This window comes from Serratia sp. PL7 (genome assembly GCF_945957435.1).
On sequence record NZ_CAMFLB010000004.1, the window covers coordinates 185117 to 207236 of the forward strand.

At 63.3% G+C, this 22120-nt stretch carries 21 protein-coding genes; 14 read left to right on the forward strand and 7 right to left on the reverse strand.

The genetic code is table 11. The annotated features are described in order from the left end of the window. Positions 1-9: 9 nt before the first annotated feature. Complete coding sequence (locus N6G83_RS21090; RefSeq protein WP_025305172.1) at positions 10-1350, reverse strand: aspartate aminotransferase family protein; 1341 nt, start codon at positions 1348-1350, stop codon at positions 10-12. 135 nt (positions 1351-1485) lie between these two features. Here N6G83_RS21090 and N6G83_RS21095 point away from each other — a divergent pair, with 135 nt between their 5' ends. Further along, positions 1486-2415: a LysR family transcriptional regulator gene (locus N6G83_RS21095; protein WP_025305173.1), complete on the forward strand. Its 930-nt coding sequence runs from the start codon at positions 1486-1488 to the stop codon at positions 2413-2415. 135 nt (positions 2416-2550) lie between these two features. Here N6G83_RS21095 and N6G83_RS21100 read toward each other — a convergent pair whose 3' ends face one another. Next, complete coding sequence (locus N6G83_RS21100; RefSeq protein ID WP_025305174.1) at positions 2551-3678, reverse strand: iron-containing alcohol dehydrogenase; 1128 nt, start codon at positions 3676-3678, stop codon at positions 2551-2553. Positions 3679-3907: 229 nt separating this feature from the next. Between N6G83_RS21100 and N6G83_RS21105 the strand changes: the two genes are divergently transcribed. From N6G83_RS21105 to N6G83_RS21115, 3 genes are all read left to right on the forward strand, one after another. After that, positions 3908-4666, forward strand: coding sequence for a helix-turn-helix transcriptional regulator (locus tag N6G83_RS21105; protein ID WP_164068589.1), 759 nt, complete (start codon positions 3908-3910; stop codon positions 4664-4666). Between the two features lie 101 nt (positions 4667-4767). Continuing rightward, positions 4768-6069, forward strand: a complete 1302-nt coding sequence (locus tag N6G83_RS21110; protein WP_033636959.1) for an NAD(P)/FAD-dependent oxidoreductase — start codon at positions 4768-4770, stop codon at positions 6067-6069. Positions 6070-6087: 18 nt separating this feature from the next. After that, positions 6088-6453 carry a cupin domain-containing protein gene (locus N6G83_RS21115; protein ID WP_015376517.1) on the forward strand — a complete coding sequence of 122 codons (366 nt, stop codon included), beginning with the start codon at positions 6088-6090 and terminating at the stop codon, positions 6451-6453. 46 nt (positions 6454-6499) lie between these two features. On the opposite strand, the gene N6G83_RS21120 is transcribed toward N6G83_RS21115, so the two are convergent. From N6G83_RS21120 to N6G83_RS21135, 4 genes are all read right to left on the reverse strand, one after another. After that, positions 6500-7306, reverse strand: coding sequence for an alpha/beta hydrolase (locus N6G83_RS21120; RefSeq protein ID WP_260515900.1), 807 nt, complete (start codon positions 7304-7306; stop codon positions 6500-6502). Positions 7307-7400: 94 nt separating this feature from the next. Continuing rightward, positions 7401-8513, reverse strand: coding sequence for a class II histone deacetylase (locus N6G83_RS21125; protein ID WP_260515898.1), 1113 nt, complete (start codon positions 8511-8513; stop codon positions 7401-7403). Further along, positions 8510-9697, reverse strand: coding sequence for an MFS transporter (locus N6G83_RS21130; RefSeq protein WP_043136167.1), 1188 nt, complete (start codon positions 9695-9697; stop codon positions 8510-8512). The genes N6G83_RS21125 and N6G83_RS21130 overlap by 4 nt, the downstream gene beginning before the upstream one ends. Positions 9698-9836: 139 nt before the next feature. Then, positions 9837-10484, reverse strand: coding sequence for a response regulator transcription factor (locus N6G83_RS21135; RefSeq protein ID WP_049204607.1), 648 nt, complete (start codon positions 10482-10484; stop codon positions 9837-9839). 482 nt (positions 10485-10966) lie between these two features. Between N6G83_RS21135 and N6G83_RS21140 the strand changes: the two genes are divergently transcribed. From N6G83_RS21140 to N6G83_RS21170, 7 genes are all read left to right on the forward strand, one after another. Continuing rightward, positions 10967-12679 (forward strand): arylsulfatase, encoded by a 1713-nt coding sequence (locus tag N6G83_RS21140; RefSeq protein ID WP_049204609.1) that lies wholly within the window; start codon positions 10967-10969, stop codon positions 12677-12679. Next, entirely contained in the window at positions 12676-13860 is a 1185-nt protein-coding gene (locus tag N6G83_RS21145; protein WP_089181645.1) for an anaerobic sulfatase maturase, read from the forward strand. Before N6G83_RS21140 ends, N6G83_RS21145 begins: the two co-directional genes overlap by 4 nt. 129 nt (positions 13861-13989) lie before the next feature. Continuing rightward, entirely contained in the window at positions 13990-15483 is a 1494-nt protein-coding gene (locus N6G83_RS21150; protein ID WP_049204613.1) for an APC family permease, read from the forward strand. Next, the gene (locus N6G83_RS21155) at positions 15458-16048 is read left to right on the forward strand and encodes a DUF3156 family protein (RefSeq protein WP_043136151.1); all 591 of its coding nucleotides are present in this window, start codon (positions 15458-15460) and stop codon (positions 16046-16048) included. Before N6G83_RS21150 ends, N6G83_RS21155 begins: the two co-directional genes overlap by 26 nt. After that, complete coding sequence (locus N6G83_RS21160) at positions 16041-16823, forward strand: SDR family NAD(P)-dependent oxidoreductase (RefSeq protein ID WP_043136148.1); 783 nt, start codon at positions 16041-16043, stop codon at positions 16821-16823. The genes N6G83_RS21155 and N6G83_RS21160 overlap by 8 nt, the downstream gene beginning before the upstream one ends. A gap of 11 nt (positions 16824-16834) precedes the next feature. Then, positions 16835-17632 carry a molybdenum cofactor biosynthesis F family protein gene (locus N6G83_RS21165; RefSeq protein WP_260515896.1) on the forward strand — a complete coding sequence of 266 codons (798 nt, stop codon included), beginning with the start codon at positions 16835-16837 and terminating at the stop codon, positions 17630-17632. A gap of 4 nt (positions 17633-17636) precedes the next feature. After that, the gene (locus N6G83_RS21170) at positions 17637-18428 is read left to right on the forward strand and encodes an SDR family oxidoreductase (protein WP_260515894.1); all 792 of its coding nucleotides are present in this window, start codon (positions 17637-17639) and stop codon (positions 18426-18428) included. A gap of 56 nt (positions 18429-18484) precedes the next feature. Here N6G83_RS21170 and hpaR read toward each other — a convergent pair whose 3' ends face one another. Next, positions 18485-18937, reverse strand: a complete 453-nt coding sequence (gene hpaR / locus N6G83_RS21175; RefSeq protein ID WP_049204618.1) for a homoprotocatechuate degradation operon regulator HpaR — start codon at positions 18935-18937, stop codon at positions 18485-18487. 326 nt (positions 18938-19263) lie between these two features. Between hpaR and N6G83_RS21180 the strand changes: the two genes are divergently transcribed. From N6G83_RS21180 to hpaE, 3 genes are read left to right on the forward strand one after another with little or no spacing between them, the layout of a single operon-like run. Then, a complete protein-coding gene (locus N6G83_RS21180) occupies positions 19264-19896 on the forward strand; it encodes a fumarylacetoacetate hydrolase family protein (protein WP_049207851.1) in 633 nt (210 codons plus the stop codon). Continuing rightward, positions 19893-20657 carry a fumarylacetoacetate hydrolase family protein gene (locus N6G83_RS21185; RefSeq protein ID WP_089181648.1) on the forward strand — a complete coding sequence of 255 codons (765 nt, stop codon included), beginning with the start codon at positions 19893-19895 and terminating at the stop codon, positions 20655-20657. The genes N6G83_RS21180 and N6G83_RS21185 overlap by 4 nt, the downstream gene beginning before the upstream one ends. After that, entirely contained in the window at positions 20654-22108 is a 1455-nt protein-coding gene (gene hpaE / locus N6G83_RS21190) for a 5-carboxymethyl-2-hydroxymuconate semialdehyde dehydrogenase (RefSeq protein WP_033636981.1), read from the forward strand. Before N6G83_RS21185 ends, hpaE begins: the two co-directional genes overlap by 4 nt. Positions 22109-22120: the final 12 nt, after the last annotated feature.

Consider the following 22120-nt stretch of genomic DNA (forward strand, 5'->3'; position numbering starts at 1 on the left):
GTTCTCTCCTTATTCGGTGGCGTTGAGGGCGTCGCCCACGGCGTTGATCAGCGCATCGATCTGCGCTTCGCTGCTGATGAACGGCGGTGCCAGCTGCAGGGTGTCGCCGCCGTAGCGCACGTAAAATCCGCTTTCCCAGCAGCGCATCGCCGCCTCGAAGGGGCGCCGCGCCGGCTCGCCGGGCCGCGCCGCCAGCGTGATGCCGGCCGCCAGGCCGATATTGCGAATGTCGGCGACGTGTTTGGCTCCTTGCAGGCTGTGCACCGCGCGCTCGAAGTAGGGCGCCAGCGCCTGTACGCGCTCCACCATCTGTTCGCGCTGCAGGATGTCCAGCGTCGCCAGCGCGACCGCGCAGCTGACCGGATGGGCGGAGTAGGTGTAGCCGTGCGGGAATTCGAGCTGGTAGTCCGGCTCGCCGCCGTTCATGAAGGTGTGGTAAATCTCCGGCCGTACCACCACCGCGCCCATCGGCTGCGCGCCGTTGGTCACCTGTTTGGCGATGTTCATGATGTCCGGCGTGACGCCGAACGCCTCGGCGCCGGTCATCGCGCCGCAGCGGCCGAAGGCGGTGATCACTTCGTCGAAGATCAGCAGGATGTCATGCTGGGTACAGATTTCGCGCAGGCGCTGCAAGTAGCCGACCGGCGGCACGATCACCCCGGCGGAGCCGGAGAACGGTTCGACGATCACCGCGGCGATCGTCGAGGCGTCGCGCAGCGCGATGATGCGGTTGAGCTCTTCCGCCAGCTCCGCCCCCTGTTGCGGCATGCCGCGCGAAAAGGCGTTGCCGGCCAGCAGGGTGTGCGGCAGGTGGTCCGCCTCGGCGCCGGCGCCGAACGTCTTGCGGTTGCCGGCGATGCCGCCGACCGAGATGCCGCCGAAGTTAACGCCGTGATAGCCCTTTTCCCGGCCGATAAAGCAGGTTTTGCCCGCCTGGCCTTTGGCGCGCCAGTAAGCGCGCGCCATTTTCAGCGAGGTGTCCGCCGCTTCCGAGCCGGAGCCGGTGAAGAACACGTAATCCAGCCCCGCCGGCGTCAGCGCCTTGATTTTGTTGGCCAGCTCGAACGACAGCGGGTGGCCGAACTGAAACGCCGGCGAGTAATCCAGCGTCGCCAGCTGGCGCTGGGCGGCGTCGGTGATTTCCTGCCGGCCGTGCCCCAATCCGCAGCACCACAATCCGGACAGGCCGTCGAAAATCTTTCTGCCGTCGTGGCTGGTGTAATACGCCCCTGCGGCCTGAGTAATGATGCGCGGCTGCGCTTTAAAATTACGGTTGCCGGTAAAAGGCATCCAATGGGCCTCTAACCCTTCGGCATCGAGACGATTAAGCGAATAATTTTCAGCGGCCATGTTTTCCTCCGGGCAGGAAAATAAGTGCGATTAATTAAATAAAATGAGTTGTTAACGAATTGTTGTGCGAAATTGACTATGTACCGCTTGTTCTCTACTGTGAATAATCATATGTCGAAACTTACTTAAGGTTTTATGCAAGTAAAAAAGCGCGCGCTGTTAGGGCAATTGTCGGATATGGATCTGCGTTTGCTGCGGGTATTCAAGGCCGTGGTCGACTGCGGCGGCATGAGCGCCGCCGAACTGGAGCTGAATATCAGCCTGTCGACCATTAGCAAGCACATCAAGGATCTGGAGCAGCGGCTGGGCCTGACGCTGTGCCAGCGCGGGCGCGAGGGTTTTGCGGTTACCGACGAGGGGCTGTTGATCTACCAGGAAACGGTCAACCTGCTGGCGGCCACCGAGGCGTTCCGGCGCGGGGTGGACGAGGTGCATCAGCGCATGGGCGGGCAGCTGCACGTGGCGATATTCGACCATACGGTCAGCAATCCGCAGGCGCAGATCGGCCGGGCCATCGCGTTATTCAGCGAGCGTGCGCCGGAGGTTTCTTTGCAAATGTACGTGGAGCCGATTAATACCATTGAACGCGGCGTCATTGACGGGCAATTTCAGGTTGGCGTTATTCCCATGCACCGCAGCGCGGAAAGTTTATCTTATCATTCGTTATTCAGTGAGAGGATGTTCTTATATTGCGGCGCGCAGCATGAATTATTTTCCGGCCCCCATGAAACATTAAATTGGGATCTGCTGCACAATTATGCCTTCGCCGGATTAGGCTATCATTCGCCGAATATGGAACTGAGCCTGCAGCAACATTTGCATCGCAAGGCGACGGGGTTTGCGCAGGAGTCGATCGCCACGCTGATCCTGTCCGGCAAATACGTCGGCTTTTTGCCTGATCACTACGCGGCGTTTTTCGTGGCGCAGAATATGATGCGGGCGATCAAACCGGCGCTGTTCCGCTATCACTGTGAATACTCCAGCGTGCTGCGCCGCTCGCCGGTGCCGCAGCGGGTGGTGAAGCTGTTCCATGAGTGCCTGCTGGCGGCCCACGGAACAGCGTGACGCTTACTGCTCTTTCTTCTTGCCGAAGATCCTGATCAGCGCGCCGACCAGGATGCCGACCGCGATGCCGGCGAAGATCCAGCCGATGATGCCCATTTTCTTAACTCCTGCTAGTGCGTTGATCTGATTATATAATCATTCGACGCGAAACGCCTCTTCGATCATCCGTTGCCGCTGCGCCGGCGCATAGTCGATCCAGGAATTCTTGCTGTTGGATTTCTCCAGCGCCACCGCCAATTCCTGGCCGGAAATCGGCAAATCGTCCTGCCAGAACGGCGCAATGGCGTGGCGGGTGATGAAATCGGTCAGGTAGCTCTCCGGGCTGCCCTGCCAGTGCGGGTACAGGCGCGCGGCCAGCTCGGCCATCAGCGCGCGTTGCTGCGGCTGTTCGCTGGTTTCCAGCAGGGCGAGGAACGGCAGCAGCAGGCGGCCACAGACTTGGCCGTGGTGGTAGTCGCGCAGCGCGCCGATCTCGCCGGCGATGCCGTGAATGACCCCCAGCCCGGCGGCGCTCAGCGTCAGCCCGCCGAGGTAGGAAGCCTGCATGATCGCCTCGCGCGCCGCATCGCTGCGGTTGAGCGCCGGCCAGGCGGCGAGGAAGTGGCGTATGCCGTTCAGCGACATGTCGCGCGTCATGGCGCCGGCGGTTTTCGACAGATAGGCCTCGAACAGGTGGGTGAAGGCGTCGATAGCGCAGTAGGCCAACACTTTGTCCGGCGCGCCCGCCAGCAGCTGCGGATCGAGAATGGCGGTGTGCGGCACGAAGTTATTGTGGCGCAGCGAGGCCTTCACTTTGCTGACCTGGGTATCGGTGATCACCGCGTTCTGCGTCACCTCGCTGCCGGTGCCGGCGGTGGTGGGAATGGCGATCAGCGGCAGGGTGGCGCCGCTGATTTTGCTATCGCCCACCTTTTCCATATAGCGCAGCGTCGGCAGCGGATGCACCACCAGCGCGGAGAACGCTTTGGCGGCGTCGAGCACGCTGCCGCCGCCGATGGCCACTACGCGCTGCACCTGTCCGCGCCAGCGCGCCACCCAGGCGTCTATTTCCTGCGGCGACGCCTCGTGGCTGACGATTTCGGTGCCGATGAACAGCGGCGCCAGCGCTTCGCGCAGGCCGGCGTACACCGGGCCGTTGAGAAAAGATCGGCAGCTGAACAGCAGCGTCGGCTGCGGATCGGCAAGCAGCAGCGGCGGCAGTTGCTGGATGCTGCCGTGGCCGAACCAGGTCTGGCGGTTGGCGATGATGTGGCTGACGGACATGAGGTCTCCTTGACGACGTTGCAGAGCGCGATGCCACAGCATAAGCCAGCGGGCGCGGAGCGGCCACCGCTTTCCCCGCCGCGGCAACCTGTGAGTTGTTTAACATGTAAACGATCGCGCTCTTGCATTTCGGCGTTTTGGGTGCTTTTTTTAACAGTACCGGCCGTCGTGCGGCCAACCCCATCCGAAATCGGTAGATTGTTAATGTGTTAATAATGGCGAGGCGGGTATGGAAATTCAGGTTGAACGCTTGTCTGCGGTGATCGATGCGGTGGCTAGCCCGCGTTTTTATCCCAGCCTGTTGAATTGGCTGGAGGGATTTTTCGCCTTCGACAACGCCATCGTCTATGCCTTCGAACGCGGCCGGCCGCCGCGCTGCCTGATCAAAACCGAGCGGGAAAACAGCGATGCGGTCAATCAGATCTACCAACAGGGCGCCTACCTGCAGGATCCGTTTTACCGCGCGCTGAGCGACGGCGGCGAAGGCGAGGTGCTCACGCTGCGCCAGCTGGCACCCTGCGGGTTTTATCACAGCGATTATTACCGTAATTTTTATCGCAAGACCGGCTGGCACGACGAGGCCGGCGTGCTGCTGCAGCTGACGCCGGAGCGCGGGCTGGGGGTATTCTTCGGCTCGGTGCGCCGCACGGTGGCGGTACGCTATCCGCAGCGGGCGGATCTGCGCAGTGCGCTGACGCTGGTGAAAAGCGTGGCGCGGCTGCACGGCGAAGTGGTGGCGGCACCGGCCGAGGCCGCGACGGTGAACGATGACGGCGCCCAGGCGCGCTATCTGCTGACGCCGCGCGAGCGCGAGATCGTCGATCTGATCCTCGCCGGCTGCGTTTCGCAGCAGATTGCCGACCGGCTGTTCATCAGCCTCGGCACGGTAAAAAATCACCGCAAGAACATCTACGGCAAGCTGAACATCGGCTCTCAGGCCGAGTTGTTTAGCCTGCTGCTGACCGCCCCGCAGCGGCGCAGCGCGTGAATGTTAATTTTTTGTAGCGAATGTCCCTAAGGGGACATAGCGAACGATCCCACTGCTCCCGATAATCCGATGTCATGGCATAGGCAATCGGGAGTGCGGCAGTGAACAACGAAATCGAGTCCTTAACCTACTACGCGGCGACCAAAAAATACGATCTGCGCTTCCCGACGCTGGAAGAGGATCTGGACGTCGACGTGGTGATCATCGGCGGCGGCTTCTCCGGCATCAACACCGCGCTGGAGCTGGCGGAGAAGGGCATCACCAACATCGCCATTCTCGAAGGCCGCTATCTGGGTTACGGCGGCACCGGGCGCAACGGCGGCCAGGTGATGGCCGGCATCGGCCACGATCTGGAGAAGATCAAGCGCCACGTTGGCCCGGCCGGGCTGGAAACCATCTTCAAAATCAGTAACCTCGGCGCCGGCATTATCCGCGAGCGCATCAAGAAATATGACATCGACGCCGACTTCTGCTTCGGCTACGGCTATCTCGGCAGCAACGCGCGCCAGGAGAAGACCCTGCGCGGCTGGCTGAAGGAGTTCAAGGCGGTAGCGCCGCAGGAGGAAATTGAGCTCTACACCGGGGCGGAGGTCAAGCAGGTGGTGGGCTCAGACGCCTACACCTGCGCGCTGAAGCACATGGGCGGCGGCCACGTGCATTCGCTCAACCTGCTGCTGGGCGAGGCCAAGGCGCTGAGCGGCTACGGGGTGAAAATCTTTGAGAACAGTAGCGTGCTCAACGTGGAGTATGGCCCGCGCATTACGGTGCGCACCGCCATGGGCTCGGTGCGCGCCAACAAGATGCTGTGGGCCTGCAACGGCTTTCTCAACGGCATGGAGCCGCAGATCTACCGCAAGACCATCAATACCTACGCCTTCCAGCTGGCCACCGAGCCGCTGTCTGACGATCTGATCCGCCAGATCAGCCCGATCCGCGGCGCCTACAGCGACATCCGCCCGGTGATCGACTATTACCGGGTGACCAACGAGAACCGGCTGCTGTTCGGCAGCGCCACCCGCCTGATCGAATATTTCCCGTCGGATCTCAAGGCCTGGAACCGCAACCTGATGCTGAAGGTGTTCCCGTACCTGAAAGACGTGAAGATCGATCTGGCCTGGGGCGGTCCGCTGTGCTGCAGCGCCAACTTGTTCCCGCAGATCGGCACGCTGCCGGATCGCGACAACGTGTTTTACGTGCAGGGCTACTCCGGCTTCGGCGTGACGCCGAGCCACATCGTGTGCAAGGTGCTGGCGGAGGGCATGAGCGAAGGATCCGATCGGTACGATCTGATGAGCTCGATCCCGCACGTCAACATCTTCGGCAAGGACAAGCTGCGGCGGGTGATGACCACCGCCGGTAAGGTTTGGCACCAGACATCCGGCTACTGGAAAGGCCGCCGTTAACCCTCAGAGGAGAATCACATGAAACCGTTACTGCTTAAACAACCGCTGCCAGAACTGCTGGAGATCGGCAGCGTCAGCAACCTGGGCGCCACGGTGATCGCCGGTACGCCAAACGTCGGCGTGGCCAGCATCTTCGGCGAACCGACCGACAACCTGAACTGCGGCGTGTTCAGCTGCACCCGCGGCAGCTTCGTGATGGAGTATCCGTTCGCCGAGCACGCCACGGTGTGGGAAGGCAGTGCGACCCTGACCAACGAACGCACCGGCGAATCGGTGCAGTATCAGGCCGGCGATTCCTGGTTCGTCGAGAAAGGCACCCCGGTGCGCTGGGACATCACCTCGGATCGCTTCGTCAAACACTACCTCGCCATCGTCGAAGGCTGACGCCGTCATGCCCCCCTCAGCAGGCTGAATGCCGAGGGGGAGCGCCTTAGCCTAACGTCCGCGTAATAAAATCAGTCACCCGCTTGAGGATCTGATCCTTATTGGTTTCGTTAAAGCTCTCGTGCCGCCCGCCCGCATTGATCATCCGTTCGAAATCGTCGCCGCGCAGACGATCGAGCGCGGTTTGCGTTTCGCTCATCAGCACCAGCCGATCGTCGTCGCCATGGATCCACAGCGTGGGCAGCGCGCCGAAGCCCGGCCCGGCGTTGATGGCGGCGAGGATCCGCTGCATGGCGCGCAGGGTGGGACGCTTGAACGGCCCGTGCCACACCAGCAGATCTTCCTGATACGCCGCGCCAACCGCCGGATCGCGCGCCAGGGTCGCGGTATCCAGCGGCGCGTCGGGGATCGTCGGCAGTTCAGCCAGATCGGAAATCGCCGTTCTGTCGCCGAGCAGCGGGCCGGACAGCACCAGCGCGCGTACCTCCTCGCCATGGCGCTGCACGTAGCGGGTGGCGATCATGCCGCCCATCGAGTGGCCGATCACCACCAGCGGCAAGGTGGGGTATTGCTGCCGGAAATGGCTGACCACGCGCTGCACGTCGTCGACCACGGCGTCATAATCTTCGATCAGCACGCGCTCGCCCTGCGACAGGCCGTGGCCGAGATGGTCGGGGCCGAACACCCGCGCGCCCTGCGCCTGCAGCGTGCGCGCCACGTATTGATAGCGGCCGAGGTGCTCGCCGTAGCCGTGCACCAGCAGCGCCAGATAGCGCGGCTTGTCGTTTCCCCAGTCGTGCACGGCGATGTCGCCGTGACGGCCTTTGATAAAGCTGACGGTTTGTTCGGACATGTTATTGTTCTCATGGTGGTAGGGTTGCCTTTCAGCGTAGCGGCTGGCGGCGAGGTTGTCAGGGGCGCCGGGTGCGGCGCCCGCAGAGAGGGGATTACAGGCCGAACTGACGCGCCAGCTCGTCGAGCGCTTCGCGCTGGAAGCGGTTGAAGGCGTCGCGCGGCTGCTGCTGTTGGATGAACGTCAGCAGCGGATCCTGCACTTCAGTGCGCACGCCGCTTAGCTGTTCCATCACCGCCAGCCCGCAGAACGGCACGTAGGATTCGGCGTAGCCGCCTTCATGCACCATCACCAGTTTGCCGCCGCACAGGCGGTCGGCGGCCTCCTGCACCAGCGCGGTCATGGCGCGGAAGCTGTCGCTGTGCAGCTGCATGCGCGCCAGCGGATCGAGGGCGTTGGCGTCGTAACCGCAGGCGACGATGATCAGCTCCGGCTCGAATTTTTCCAGTACCGGGATGATGATGCGCCGCATGGCGTGCAGGTAGCCGTCGTCGCCGGCGCCGGCCAGCATCGGCACGTTAACGTTGCAGCCCGCCCCGTCGCCTTCGCCGCGATCCTGCTCGCCGGAATAGCCCGCCGGGAAGCAGCCGTCCTGATGCAGCGACAGCGTCAGCACGTCGCCGCGCTGCCAATAGATGTGCTGGGTGCCGTTGCCGTGGTGCACGTCCCAGTCGAGCACCGCGACTTTGCCGAGGCCGTAGCGGGCCTTGGCGCGCTCGATGGCGATGGGAATATTGGCCAGGAAGCAGAAGCCCATCGATTGATCCGGCAGGCAGTGGTGGCCCGGCGGGCGCGACAGCGCATAGGCATTATCCAGCTCGCCCTGCAGCACCGCCTCCACCGCCGCGCAGGCCAGCCCGGCGGAGAGTTTGGCGATTTCATAGCTGCCCGGCCCCAGCGGCGCTTCCTCCCCCAGCAGGCCGCCGCCGCTGTCGCTCACCTGTTTGAAGCGCTGCAGGTAGTGGGAGGGGTGGATGCGCAGCAGGTCTTCTTCCGTCGCCGGTTCGGCGCTCAGCAGGGTGAGCTGGCGCGACAGGCCGGATACGTCCATCAGGTTCTTCATACGCCGTTTGGTTTCCGGCGATTCGGCATGGCCGGCGCCCGAGGGCGGTTGCACCCAGCCGCCGACCGGCAGGGTGGTGGCGTGCAGGCCGGTGCTGTGCCAGAAACAGCGTTCATCAAACAAGAAACCGGTTGTTCTTTTCACCTTTCTCCTCCTGTTATACGGCGCGGTGCGCGCGGTGAAGCCAGCGAAATCAACAGCAGCGACAGCAGCGCGCAGCCCAGCGCGCCGAACAGCAAGGCGTTGAAACCGCCGGAAGATTCGATCAGAGAGCCGGCCAGCGTCGGGCCGATGGCCATGCCGCCGCCGATCACCAGGTTGATGCCGTTCATCAGCTTGCCGTCGTTATCCAGCCCGGCGACCCGCGCCAGAATGAACGGCAGCACGAAGGTCCAGGTGAATTTGAACAGCAGGGCGGCCAGGGCGAAGCGCAGGAGCAGGGGCTGGCCCGTCAGCAGCGCCACGCTGGCCAGCAGCAGGGCGTACCCCAGCACGATCAGGCGTCCGCCGCCGAAGCGCGCGCCGATCAGCGCCGCGGCCCCCGCGCCGACGATGCCGAGCAAGGTGGCGACGGCCAGCACCTGGCCGCTGTGGGCCGGCGACAGCCCGGCGCCGGCGGCGATGCCGCCGATAAAGGTCCAGACCGCGCTCAGGCTGATGTAAAAGGTCAGCACCGCCAGCACGGCGCACAGCTTGCGCGCCAGCGAGGCGGCGGGGCCGCTGCGGGCGGTGCGGGCGGCGGTGAAACCGTTGGGGAACGCCGGGATGAGCGGCAGGCAGCACAGCATGATGGCGGCCAAAATCAGGTAGACCGCCATCAGGCCGAAGTGCGCAAACAGCGGTGGCAGCACCAGCAGCCCGACCGCGCCCAGCACCAGCTGGCCGAGCACCCAGAAGGCATAGACGCGGCTGGGATTGGCGGTGCCGGCAGCGCAGGTGATGCACAGGATCATCAGGGTGCCGCCCGCCAGCGAGGCGATAAAGCGCAGCGGTAGCAGCAAGGTAAAATCTTGTACCAGCGCCGAAGCCAGGTTGCCGGCGATAAACACCAGCGCCGACAGCGTAGCGACCCGCCGCCAGTTGATGCGCCCGATCCACCACCACGCCGGCAGCGTGGCCAGGCTCATGGCGCCGAGTTCGGTGGAGAACAGGTGGCCGATCTGCGCCGGGCCGAGCTGCCACTGAGTAGCGAGCTGGGCGGCCACGGCGGGGGCGGTCATCAGAATGCCCGGCGCGATGGCGGCGAAGACGATAATGGCGGTCAACAGCCGCGGCGGGCAGGGGAGCGCCGCGCCGACGGCGGGCGCGGAAACCGAATCACTGGACATAAACCTTTTCCCCAAGCGTTGAGTGACGATGAAATATCCCTCCCGGCCCGATTGCGGGCAGGGGGAGGCCGCGCCATAAATGGCGAATACGTTTTGGCGTTATTTTCCGGCCGTCGGCAGCGGCGGCCGTTATCGGGCGTTAACCGTGGGCGAGAAAGCCGCCGGCGACCAGTTCGGTGCGGTTCACCACGTCGGTTTTGGCGAAAATATTGCGCATATGGGTTTTCACCGTGGACAGCGAAATGCCCAGCTTCAGGGCGATGCGCTTATTGCTGGCGCCTTCGCGAACCAGGTTGACGATCTCTTGCTCTTTGGCGGTCAACAGCTGCGCCTCGCCGTCGGGCAGCAGATCGCGCGTCGCTAGCTCGATCAGCGGCAGCACCGCGCGCAGGCGGCCGCGCTCCACTTCGGTAAACGGCGTATCGCGGATCAGCGATACCCCGGCGACGATGCGCTTGCGTTGGCGGATGAAGATCTCCGTCATGTCGCGCATGTCGTTCGGCAACATAAAGTCGTGGTAATAGCGGCGGTTGCCGGCGATCGCCGCCGGGCTCATGCCGACCATGGTGATGTCCTGGCGATGGAAATTGGCCGGCTGCAGCGGATCTATCTGCTGGAAGTGGTTCAGGTACTGCTGGTGCGTTTTATCGGGCATGCCGTGCAGGATGTAGTGATCCGGCCGCAGGTCGCGATCGACCAGATAAAACACCCCGGCGGACACCGGGATCAGGTGCGTAATGGTCGCCAAACAACTGTTGATAAAGGCATCGGATGCGGTGCTGTGCATGATTCGTGTTCCTCCCTTTATCGTTCAATCTGGAGAATGTTGGCGGTCAATATATGAACGATACAAGCATAGTTGTAGCAATTTGGCAACACAATAAAAACATATTAACAACGTGAGGCCGATTGCAATAAAACACATAAATAACAAGATGACACTGCGTTAATCAGGGCTTTTCAGAGCGGATTTTCCGCGATTTTCATTAATAGGTTAATGAAATAATTCGCCGCTTTTCCCGCTGAATTTACAGCGCTTTTCACTGCTTGCCTGGGCGAGGCTCTCGCCGCTCTGCGCGTGCTACAACCGGCGCGACCGTCGCCGTCCCTCGTTCTTAAGAACGATAGCCAGGCTTTTCCACCGCTTCCTACACTGCGAATTGAAGATAGCGCCAGGCGGCGCCAAACGTATAAGACGAAAAAATGATGACCTTTCTCGGGCTGAGGCGTCGGGTTGTTCAGTCCGCATGACCATACGGGGAACGAACGATGCAGAAAAAAACGTTGGCGGTGGCGTTGAGCGGCGCCTTATCGGGCCTGGCACAGGGGGCGGACGCCGATCGCCCCAATGTGCTGATCATTCTGGTGGACGATATGGGCTACTCCGACATCAGCCCGTTCGGCGGCGAGATACCGACCCCCAACCTGCAGGCGCTGGCCGAGCGGGGCGTGCGCATGAGCCAGTACTACACCTCGCCGATGTCGGCGCCGGCGCGGTCGATGTTGATGACCGGCAACACCAACCAGCAGGCCGGCATGGGCGGCATGTGGTGGTATGAGAGCACCGCGGCGCAGCCGGGCTATGAAATGCGGCTGACCGACCGCGTGACCACATTGCCGGAGCGCTTTCGCGACGCGGGGTACGCCACCATGATGGCGGGCAAATGGCACCTGGGCTATGTCGACGGCGCCAAACCGACCGATCGCGGCTTCGAGCGCGCCTTCGCCTTCATGGGCGGCGGCACCAGCCATTTCGACGATGCGAAACCGCTGGGCACCGTGGAGGCGTTCCACACCTTCTACACCCTGAACGGCAAACGCGTGTCGTTGCCCAAAGATTTCTACTCCAGCAAGGCCTATGCCGATCAGCTGGAACAGTGGATCCGCGATACACCGCAGAATCAGCCCGTCTTCGCCTATCTGGCGTTCACCGCGCCGCACGATCCATTGCAGGCGCCGGATGACTGGATCGCTAAATTCGACGGCAAATACGACGCCGGCTATCAGCAGGCCTATCAGCAGCGCATTCAGCGCCTGAAGGCGCTGGGGTTGATTTCCGATCGCACGCCGATGCCGACGCTGGCGTTGGATAAGGCCTGGAACGCGCTGACGCCCGAGCAGCAAAAATATGAAGCCAAGACCATGCAGGTATACGCGGCGATGATTGCCTATATGGACGATCAGGTCGGCGCGGTGCTGAACACCCTGAAGCAGACCGGCCGTGACCAAAATACGGTGATCGTGTTCGCCACCGACAACGGCGCTAACCCGGCCAGCGGCTTCTACTACGGCTCGAAGCCGGAGTATTGGCGGCAGTTCGACAACAGTTACGCCAACCTCGGCCGCAAGGGATCGTTCATCTCTTACGGGCCGCACTGGGCCAACGTCAGCAATGCGCCGTACGCCAACTACCACAAAACCACCAGCGCACAGGGCGGCATCAATACCGATTTCATCATCTCCGCGCCGCGGCTGAAGGGGCGCGGCGGCATCGACCGCACGCCGATGGCGGTGTATGACATCGCCCCGACGCTGTATGACTATGCCGGCATCGACGCCAACAAACCGCTGAAGGCCAAACCGACGCTGCCGATGGTCGGCGTCAGCTTCAAGCGCTATTTCAGCGGCGAGGCCGACGGCGTGCCGCGCGCGACCTACGGCGTGGAGTTGCATAACCAGGCCGCCTATGTAGACGGCATCTGGAAGCTGCGGCGGTTGGTGAAGGCCGGGCCGACGGCGCAGATGGCACCGTGGGGGCTGTTCAACCTGCATGACGATCCGCTGGAAACGCGCGATCTGGCCGCCGCCAACCCGGAACGGGTCAAACGGCTGAGCGAAGCGTATCGCCGCTTTGCGCAGCAGAGCATGATTATTGAAGCCAAAGGCGCAGCGATCGACTACCTCGGCGTTGACGCCAGCACCGGTGACTACATCGGCCTGGATCCGCAGACCCACAAACCGTTGCCGCAGGCGGCACCATGAACCTGGCCCAACTGCGTGCGCAGCAGATCCCGGTGGAGAGCGAACCGCGCGCGGCGGCGCCTTTTCATTTGCTGGTGAAGCCGATCGGCGCCGGCTGCAACCTGGGTTGCCGCTACTGCTACTATCCGCAGCGCCAGGAAGAACGGACGCGCAAGATGGACGACGACCTGCTGGCGGAATTTATCCGCAGCTACATCGCCGCCCAGCCGCGTTACAGCCGCGAGATCAACTTCGTCTGGCAGGGCGGTGAGCCGCTGCTGGCGGGGATCGGTTTTTACAAGCGGGCGCTGGCGTTGCAGCGCCGCTATGCGCCGCCGGGCGTGCGGATCAGCAACAGCCTGCAGACCAACGGCACTCTGCTGAACGACGCCTGGTGCCGGCTGTTCCGGCAACATCACTTTATCCTCGGCGTCAGCCTGGACGGCGATCGCGAGGTGCAGGACGCCCATCGGCCGGACAAGCGCGGCGGCGCCAGCTATGACGCCGCGCTGCGCGGCATTGCGTTGTTGCAGCGCCATCAGATCGACTTCAACCTGCTGATGGTGGTGCACGAGGGCGTCGCGGATCGCGCCGAGGCGATCTACGATCATGCGGTGGCGATCGGGGCGCGTTATCTGCAGTTTCAGCCGCTGATGCTGGAAGGGGATGCGCCCACCGCCGGTTACGGACTGAGCGCCGCCAACTGGGGGCGCTTTATGCTGGCGGTATACCGCCGCTGGCGCAGCCGCGGGCATATCGGCCAGGTCTTCGTGATGAACATCGAACAGGTCTACGCGCAGTATTTCACCCACGTCAGCCCCAGCTGCGTGCACGCCGAACGCTGCGGCGGCAATCTGGTGATGGAGCCGGACGGGCGGCTTTACGCCTGCGATCATCTGATCAATGCGCAGCATCTGCTCGGCCATGCCGATCGCCACACGCCGCTCGCCACCCTGGCGGCAAGGGCGGCGGAGATGCCGTTCGGTAAAAACAAGAGCCTGCGCCGCGAGTGCCAACGCTGCAGCGTGAAAAGCGTCTGCCAGGGCGGCTGCCCGGCGCATGTGGGCGAAGATCGCTATAACCGGCTGTGTGCCGGTTATTACGCCTTCTTTTCCGCGCTGCTGGCGCCGCTGCGCGCCTACCCGCGCAGCCCGCAGGGGGCGATGCAATGGCGCGCCGCCGTGAGCGCCGCCGCAGGTTGAAACCGTCTCGTCCTTAAGGACGATAGTCAGCATTTTCCTTTCCTCTCTATAGTGAGATTACCGCCGCTGGCGGTGAAAAACCTGCAAGCACCTGCATGCATCAGGCCAAAACTATAAGAGGAAATAACCATGAACCTGTCGTCGCGGTTGCACGCCCACCTGGCTAGAGGCAAGGTCGGCTTTCCCACCACCCTGGCCAGTTCGGTCGGGGTGATCATGGCCAGCCCGGTGATCCTGACGGTCACCAGCGGCTTCGGCATCGGCGGCGACACCTTCGCGCTGGCGATGCTGATCGCCTTCATCATGATGCAGGCGCAGCTCACCACCTTCTCCGAAGCGGCGTCGCTGCTGCCGACCTCCGGTTCGGTTTACGACTACATCTCCTGCGGCATGGGGCGCTTTTTCGCCATCACCGGCGCGCTGTCGGCCTACCTGATCGTGCATATCTTCGCCGGCACCGCCGAGACCATTCTTTCCGGCATCATGGCGCTGGTGAACTTCGAGCACCTCAACACCCTGATGGAAAGCCACAATGCCTCCTGGATGGTCGGCGTCGGGCTGGTTGTCGTGTTCGGCCTGCTCAACGCGTTTGGCATCGAGGCCTTCGGCAAGGCGGAGATCGTGCTGACCTTCGCCATGTGGAGCACGCTGGTGATTTTCGGCATCGTCGGGCTGCTGTCGCCGCATGCGGTGCCGCTCGAGGGCTGGTTCGGCAGCACGCTGAGCCTGAACGATCCGTTCGCGGTGTTCAGCCTGATCGGCATGGCGATGTTCATGTTCGTCGGCTGTGAGCTGGTGACACCGATGGCGCCGGAGATCAAACGCTGCGATTGGGTGATCCCGCGCGCGATGGCGCTCGGGCTGTGCGGCGTGGCGGTGTGCATGGCGCTGTATGGCGCGGCGCTCAGCCACCAGGTGGAAAACGTGGTGATCGACGCCGCCAGCGGCACGCGCCTGCTGGAAACGCCGATGGCCATCCCGGCGTTCGCCGGCCAGGTGATGGGCCAGTTCGGCAAATACTGGCTGGGCGTCGGCCTGCTGTTGGCGGGCGCGGCGACCATCAACACGCTGATGGCGGCGGTGCCGCGCATTCTGTACGGCATGGCGCTGGACGGCGCGCTGCCGCGCATGTTCGCTTATCTGCACCCGCGCTTTAAAACGCCGGTGGTCGGCATTTTGGTGGCGGTCCTGATCCCCTGCGTACACGCCTTCGCCATTCAGGGCAACCTCGACAGGATCATTCCGCTGGTGCTGGCGGCGGTGTGCGCCTGGGGCGTGGCCTACCTGCTGGTGACCTGTTCGGTGGTGATCCTGCGCGTGCGCCGCCCCGACCTGCCGCGCGCCTATAAATCGCCGTGGTTCCCACTGCCGCAAATCGTTTCCAGCGTCGGCATCGTGCTGGCCATCGTCTACATCACGCCGCCGGGGATGAACCCGAGCGACATCTACATTCCCTTCGGCTGGATGATCGGCCTGACCGCCGCCTATGCGCTGTTCTGGACGCTGTGCGTGCAGAAAGTGAACCCGTTCAAGCCGGTGCCGGTCGAGCAGGTGCTGGAGAACGCATTTGCCAAGGGTGAAAACGAGGAGGCGCAGTTTGATCGGCTTACTTCCCTCACTTAATCGCGCCTGGCGGCGCGCGCCGTCGGGCTATCGGCCGGGCGCCGCGCTGGATCGTCTGGCGCGCAATCTGGAACCCTACGCGTGCGAACGCCTGGCGCCGGGCCTGCTGCGGCTGACGCTGCCGCAGGGGCCGCAGATCGAGATCGGCGAACAGGTGCAGGGGCTGTTTATGGCGCATATCGTCAGCCACCGTTTTCGGTTGCAGGGCGCATGCGCAGCGCAGCCTCCGCTGACGCTGGACGTGGTGACCGGCGGCTGGCTGCGGCGGCGCGGGGTGCGCTATCTGTTGCGCCAACGCCATGCAGCCGCGCAGCGAGTGCTGGAAGGGCTGCAGCGCTACCCGCAGATCGGCGAGACGCTGGCGCAGCTGGATTTTCGCCGCGTGCGGCTGACGGTGAACGACGGGCGCTGGCAGGTGGATATCGAGCATTTCGCCGCGTCGGAGGTGGTCAGCCGTTTGCCGGCCGGCCGCCGCTATCTGCGGCTGGATGCCGAACAGCGGCGGCTGCTGTTGAGCAGCCTGCTGATGATCGGCCAACTGATGGAGAAGCTGAATCATGAATAGAGTGGTTGTGATTACCGGCGGCGGCACCGGCGTCGGCGCCGCCTGCGCCCGTCTGCTGGCGGCGCAGGGCGATCGGGTGTTCATCATCGGCCGCCGCCCGGAACCGCTGGCGGCGCTGGCGCAAGAGATCGGCGCGCAGGCGCTGGTGGGCGATGCCGCCAGCGGCGAGAGCTGGAACCACACGCTGCTGCCGGCGATTCTGCGCGACGCCGGGCGCATCGACTGCCTGATCGGCAGCGCCGGCGGCATGGGCTTCAAGCGCATCACCGAGATGACCGACGCGCAGTGGCAAGGGGCGATGGACAGCAACCTCAACAGCGCTTTCGCCAGTGCGCGCGCCTGCCTGCCGGAGCTGATTAAAAGCGGCGGCAACCTGCTGTTCGTGGCCTCGATCGCTTCGCTGGCCGCCGGGCCGGAGGTCTGCGGCTACGTTACCGCCAAACATGCGCTGATCGGGCTGATGCGCTCCATCGCCCGCGACTATGGCCCGCTGGGCGTGCGCGCCAACGCGGTGTGCCCGGGCTGGGTGACCACGCCGATGGCGGACGAAGAGATGCAGCTGCTGATGGACGCCCATCAGATTTCGCTGGAGCAGGCTTACCAGATGGTCTGCCGCGACGTGCCGCTGCGCCGGCCGGCCAGCGCCGAGGAGATCGCCCGCGTCTGCCGTTTCCTCTGTTCCAGCGAGGCTTCAATCATTACCGGCGCGGCGCTGGTGGCCGACGGCGGCTCCACCATCGTCGATGTGCCGACATTGGCTTTCACTTCCCTGTAAGGAGCATTTCCATGAGTTCAGAAGCGGTATTCATTCAGGTTGGCGCGCTGGCGGAAGGCTTTGCGCCGCACAGTAATACGCTGGAACGCCAGCACGGCCTGGCGGGCACCACGCTGACGCTGCGCTTTCGCGACGGCGCGACGCAGCGCTGTCGGTTTACCGACGAGCAGACGCTGGAGTGGGGAGAGCGGCGCGGCGTCGCCTATCGCGCTACCAGCATTCGCCCTGGCGTGTTGTTCATCGATTTTCTCGATCCTACCCGCGCCAACGCCAGCATTACGCTGGTGTGTGACCGCAATCAGGGCAACTTCACTGCGGTGTTCGGCCAACTGCCGGACGAAGCGCAGACGCGGCTCGATGCCTTCAGCCGAGTGGAGCAGGGGCTACCGCTGACCGCGGTCAAGGCCGAATTCCGCTTCGGCACGCTGGACGACGCCGACGCGGCACCGCCGGGCTTTACCGATGAGCTGATCGGCATGCGCAATATGTACACCTACAGCCCGACCGAGCGGTACGAGCACATCTACCTGAACGACAACTTCTACGCCTGGCAGTGTCTGGACGGGGTGGAGAAAGGGCTGGCGGACGTCGATCGCTGCCACTACGTGAAGGTGGCGGAGCAGCTTTATCTGTTCGTCTGGCGCGAGAAGATCATTCCGACGCTGGGCGTGGTGATGATCGATCTGCAGGGCATGCGCACCGACGGCAAGATCCTCGGCTATCAGGGCAGCGATTTCAGCGCGCTGAGCAACTTTGCGGTCGGCGCCCACGCTCAGGTGCTGAACACCACGCACCACCCGCGAGGATAGGCCGATGAGCGCAACCTATGCGGCTGATGCCTTCGCGGGGCAGACGGTGCTGGTGACTGGCGGCGCTCAGGGCATTGGGCTGGCGATCGTCAGCGCCTTTGCCCGGCTGGGCGCCGAGGTGACGATCGCGGACGTACAGCTGCCGCAGGCACAGGCGGCGGCGCAAGCACTGCGGGACGAAGGGCTGAGCGTACAGGCGCTGGCCTGCGATCTGGCCGAGCCGGGGCAGATTGCCGAGTTGGTGGCGGCGGTGGGCGAGCGGCACCAACGGCTGGACGTGGTGATCCACAACGCCGCCTATTTTCCGCTGACGCCGTTCGCCGCCATCGACGTGGCCCTGTTGCAACGCACGCTGAGCGTCAATCTGATGGCGCCGTTCTTTCTGGCGCAGGCGGCGCTGCCGTGGATGTGCCACCGGGGCGGGGGCTGCATTCTGGTGACCTCGTCGGTGACCGGCCCGCGGGTAGCCTACCCGGGGCTGGCGCACTATGCCGCCTCCAAGGCCGGGGTGAACGGGTTTATTCGCGCGGCGGCGCTGGAGCTGGCGGCGGAGAACATTCGCGTCAACGGCGTGGAGCCGGGGATGATCCGCACGCCGGCGATGGCCAACCTGGGCGACGCGCAGGTGAATCAGGCGATCGCCGCCTCAGTGCCGCTCGGGCGGCTGGGGGAACCGGCAGACATCGCCGCGGCGATGGTGTTTCTCGCCTCGCCGGCGGCGGCCTACATCACCGGCCAGACGCTGGTGGTGGACGGCGGCGCGCTGTTGCCGGAAACGAATTCTCTGCTTACTTGACGCTGCAGCGTTGTTGGCTGCAACGCCAATTAATTTGAGCATTCCGGTTGGTTAAATCACTGCTTGGCGGGATGCGCGGCGACGTTGGCAGGCAGGCTGTCACCCAGGGTGATCAGCTCGTCCAGCAACGTCATCAGCTGGTCCATTTTCTGCCGCGAGAAAGCGGCTTCAATCTCGGCGTAGCCCTGTTCCACCTGGTGGCGCGCCACTTCATACAGATCCTGGCCCTGCTGGGTCAGCGACACGTACAGCTTGCGCTGATCGTTAACCGGCTTGAGGCGGAAGATCAGCTTATCACGCTCCATGCGCGACAGAATGCCGGTCAGGCTGGGACGCAGGATGCAGGTTTCCGCCGCCAGTTCGTGGAATTCGATCGAACGGCTGTTGGCCAGCACGCGGATGATGCGCCACTGCTGCTCGGTCAGGTTGTGGCTTTTCAGGATCGGGCGAAAGAACCCCATGGCGGTTTCGCGCGCCTGCAGCAGGGCGATGGTTAACGATTCATGCATAAGTTTGGCCTTAGCTATCAAGGTGTTCGTTGTCACGGCGCTTACCGCAGGGCTGTTACCCCGCCAGGCCCGATTTTGTTAATAACTTAATAGTAGCCAAAGTTACCCGCAGGGATAAAGCAAAAATGCGCGGGGCAGCGAAAAATGGCGATAAAAATGATTAATACGCTGAATAATCACGCTAATGTTCGTTGTTTGTGAATATTTTGTTATCACGATCACAAATCACTCCAAGCGCGTTGCGTAAAAGCTGCACAGCGTATAAAAGTAATCATTAATATATTAATGAATGCCGGTTGTCATGTTTTGCCATTGGAGGAGTTCGCATGAAAGGCACCGTATTTTCCGTTGCGCTGAACCACCGCAGCCAACTGGACGCCTGGGATCAGGCGTTTCACCAGCCACCGTATCAAACCCCGCCCAAAACCCCGGTGTGGTTTATCAAACCGCGCAACACCCACCTCGCCAACGGCGGGGCGATCCCGTTTCCGGCCGGTGAAACCGTGCAAAGCGGCGGCACGCTGGCGGTGATCATCGGCGATACCGTGCGCAAGGTGCCGGCGGCGCAGGTGAGCCGTTATCTGGCCGGGTATGCGTTGGCCAACGACGTCAGCCTGCCGGAAAGCAGCTTCTACCGCCCGGCGATCAAGGCCAAATGCCGCGACGGGTTCTGCCCGCTGGGGGAGATTGGCCTGCTGGAGAATGCCGATCGGCTGGAGATCGTCACCGAGATCAACGGCGTGGAGCAGGACCGCTGGTCCACCGCCGATCTGGTGCGCTCGGTGCCGGAACTGATCGCCGCCATCAGCGATTTCATCACCCTGCAGCCGGGCGATGCGGTGTTGATCGGCACCCCGCACCAGCGGGTGGAGATCAAACCGGGGGATGAGGTGACGGTGCGCGCCGCCGGCCTGCCCACTCTGACCAACCGCGTCACCCAGGCAGGAGCCGCATCATGAAACATGCCCGTATTCGCCATCATGGCCAGATCGTCAACGTTCAGGTGGACGACCAGCTGCGCGTCACGCTGCCGAACGGCGAGGTGCTGCAGGAGCGCGAAGTGGAATGGCTGCCGCCGGCGCAGGGCACGGTGTTCGCCCTGGGGCTGAACTATGCCGACCACGCCAGCGAGCTGGAATTCAAGGCGCCGGAAGAGCCGCTGGTGTTCCTCAAGGCGCCGAACACCCTGACCGGCCACCGTCAGGTGTCGGTACGCCCGGCCGGCGTGGAGTATATGCATTACGAAGCCGAGCTGGTGGCGGTGATCGGCAAGACCGCGCGCAACATCAGCCGTGAGCATGCCATGGAGTACGTGGCGGGTTACACCTTGTGCAACGACTACGCCATCCGCGATTACCTGGAGAACTACTACCGGCCGAATCTGCGGGTGAAGAGCCGCGATACCCTGACGCCGATCGGGCCGTACATCGTCGATCGCGACGACGTCGCCGATCCGCACCGGCTGGCGCTCAGCACCTATGTCAACGGTGAGCTGCGTCAGCGCGGCAGCACCGCCGACATGATTTTCGACATTCCGTTCCTGATCGCCTACCTGAGCGAATTCATGACGCTGCAGCCGGGCGACATGATCGCCACCGGCACGCCGAAAGGGCTGGCCGACGTGCAGCCGGGCGATGAAGTGGTGGTGGAGATCGAGGGCATCGGCCGTCTGGTTAACCACATTATCAGTGAAAAAGATTACGAGGAGAGCCTGCGATGAAAACCATCAACCACTGGATCAACGGCAAGAACGTCGCCAGCAAAGAGTACTTCACCACCACCAACCCGGCGAACGGCGAGGTGCTGGCGGAGGTGGCTTCCGGCGGTCAGTTGGAGATCGACCAGGCGGTGGCGGCAGCGAAAGAGGCATTCCCCAAGTGGGCGAATACGCCGATGAAAGAGCGCGCACGCCTGATGCGCCGTCTGGGAGAGCTGATTGACCAGAACGTGCCGCAGATCGCCGAACTGGAAACCGCCGACACCGGCCTGCCGATCCACCAGACCAAAAACGTGCTGATCCCGCGCGCTTCGCACAACTTCGAGTTCTTCGCCGAGGTGTGCCAGCAGATGAACGGCAAGACCTACCCGGTGGACGACAAGATGCTCAACTACACGCTGGTGCAGCCGGTAGGGGTATGCGCGCTGGTATCGCCGTGGAACGTGCCGTTCATGACCGCCACCTGGAAAACCGCGCCTTGCCTGGCGCTGGGCAACACCGCGGTGCTGAAGATGTCCGAACTGTCGCCGCTGACCGCCGACCGCCTGGGCGAGCTGGCGCTGGAGGCCGGCATCCCGGCCGGGGTGCTGAATGTGGTGCAGGGCTACGGCGCCACCGCCGGTGACGCATTGGTGCGCCATAAAGACGTGCGTGCGGTCTCCTTCACCGGCGGCACCGCCACCGGCCGCCGCATCATCGAAAGCGCTGGGTTGAAGAAATTCTCCATGGAACTGGGCGGCAAGTCGCCGGTGCTGATCTTTGAAGACGCCGACATCGAGCGGGCGCTCGACGCCGCGCTGTTCACCATCTTCTCGATCAACGGTGAACGCTGCACTGCCGGTTCGCGCATCTTCATTCAGGAGAGCATCTACCCGGAATTCGTCAAACGCTTTGCCGAGCGCGCCAACCGTCTGCGCGTGGGCGATCCGCAAGATCCCAACACCCAGGTGGGGGCGCTGATCAGCCCGCAGCACTGGGAAAAAGTCTCCGGCTATATCCGCCTCGGGGTGGAAGAAGGGGCAACCCTGCTGGCCGGCGGCCCGGACAAACCGGCCGGTTTGAGCCACGGCAACTTCCTGCGCCCGACGGTGCTGGCGGATGTCGATAACCGGATGCGCGTGGCGCAGGAGGAGATTTTCGGGCCGGTGGCCTGCCTGCTGCCGTTCAAGTCGGAAGAAGACGGCCTGCGCATGGCCAACGACGTGGAGTACGGCCTGGCGTCGTACATCTGGACGCAGGATGTGAGCAAGGTTCTGCGCCTGGCCCGCGGCATTGAAGCGGGCATGGTTTTCGTCAACACCCAAAACGTACGCGATCTGCGCCAACCGTTCGGCGGCGTGAAAGCCTCCGGCACCGGCCGCGAAGGCGGCGAATACAGCTTCGAAGTGTTCGCCGAAATGAAGAACGTGTGCATTTCCATGGGCGACCACCCGATCCCGAAATGGGGCGTTTGAGCCTCAGGCCAC